This is a genomic window from Psychrobacter sp. 1U2, assembly GCF_051847575.1.
Genome location: NZ_JBPYDC010000262.1, coordinates 1 through 1,294, shown reverse-complemented (window position 1 = coordinate 1,294; position 1,294 = coordinate 1). Strand labels below are relative to the sequence as shown.

The following is a 1,294-nucleotide window of genomic DNA, read 5'->3' as shown; positions in this document are numbered from 1 at the left end:
CGCCCTTATCTTGTATCTCTTTAATCTCGCGAATAATGCCTTTATATTTGCCGAGTTTGGTTAAGAAAATCTGATCATCCATATCAACCCGCGCAATAGGCTTATGGGTTGGGATGACAATCACTTCCAAATCGTACGTCGACTTAAATTCTGCCGCTTCGGTATCGGCCGTACCAGTCATGCCTGATAGCTTGTCGTATAAACGGAAAAAGTTCTGGAAAGTTGTGGTCGCAAGCGTCTGGTTTTCGGCTTGAATCTCAACGTTTTCTTTGGCTTCAACCGCCTGATGCAGACCTTCTGACCAGCGACGGCCTGGCATCGTACGACCCGTATTTTCATCAACGATGACCACTTCGCCTTCATCGACGATATAGTGCACGTTTTTGACAAATATGTGATGGGCGCGAATAGCCGCTTGTACGTGAGCTAATAATGGTAAACGGCTTGGACTATACAGACTCTCGTTTTCACCAAGCTCGCCTACTTCGATTAAGAAACTCTCAATCTTTTCGTAGCCTTTTTCGCTGATTTCGATTTGACGGTTTTTTTCATCAATCCAAAAATCTTCATCTTCATTATTCTTATTGGCTTCTTCATCTTTTGAGCGCACAAGCACCGGAATAATAGTATTAATCAGTGCATACATCCTTGATGAATCTTCTGCTTGACCTGAGATGATCAAAGGCGTACGCGCCTCATCGATTAAGATAGAGTCAATCTCATCAATGATACAAAAGTTCAGCGGGCGCTGCTTTTTCTCGCTGAGACTAAAGACCATATTGTCACGCAGATAATCAAAACCGTATTCGTTATTGGTACCGTAGGTGATGTCCGCTTGATAAGCATCGACCTTTTCTTGTGCTGGTTGCTGTGAGTAAATCACTCCAACCGTCAGTCCCAAAAAGTTAAATAGTGGACGGTTCAAGTCCGCATCACGAGCGGCCAAGTAATCGTTGACCGTGACCACGTGGACACCTTTACTACTAATAGCATTTAGATAAATCGCCAAGGTCGCCATCAAGGTTTTACCCTCACCGGTCTTCATCTCAGCGATTTTGCCTTCGTGCAAGGTGATACCACCGATCAGCTGCACATCATAGTGACGCATGCCATTGACCCGCAGTGACGCTTCACGGCAGACGGCAAACGCTTCAGGCAATAGCGCATCTAAGCTCTCACCTTTTTGAAAGCGCGCTTTGAACGCTTCTGTTTTTTGTTGTAATTGTTCATCAGACAGAGCTTGCACGCCAGCCTCTTGGGCATTAATCTTGGTGACCACCTTACGCATACGTTT

General features: G+C 45.2%; 1 protein-coding gene. It reads right to left on the bottom strand.

The window, feature by feature from the left end; genetic code table 11:
* Positions 1–1,294 (bottom strand): preprotein translocase subunit SecA (locus tag ACS8FD_RS15010; RefSeq protein ID WP_439276444.1); only part of this gene is annotated, 1,294 nt, incomplete at both ends.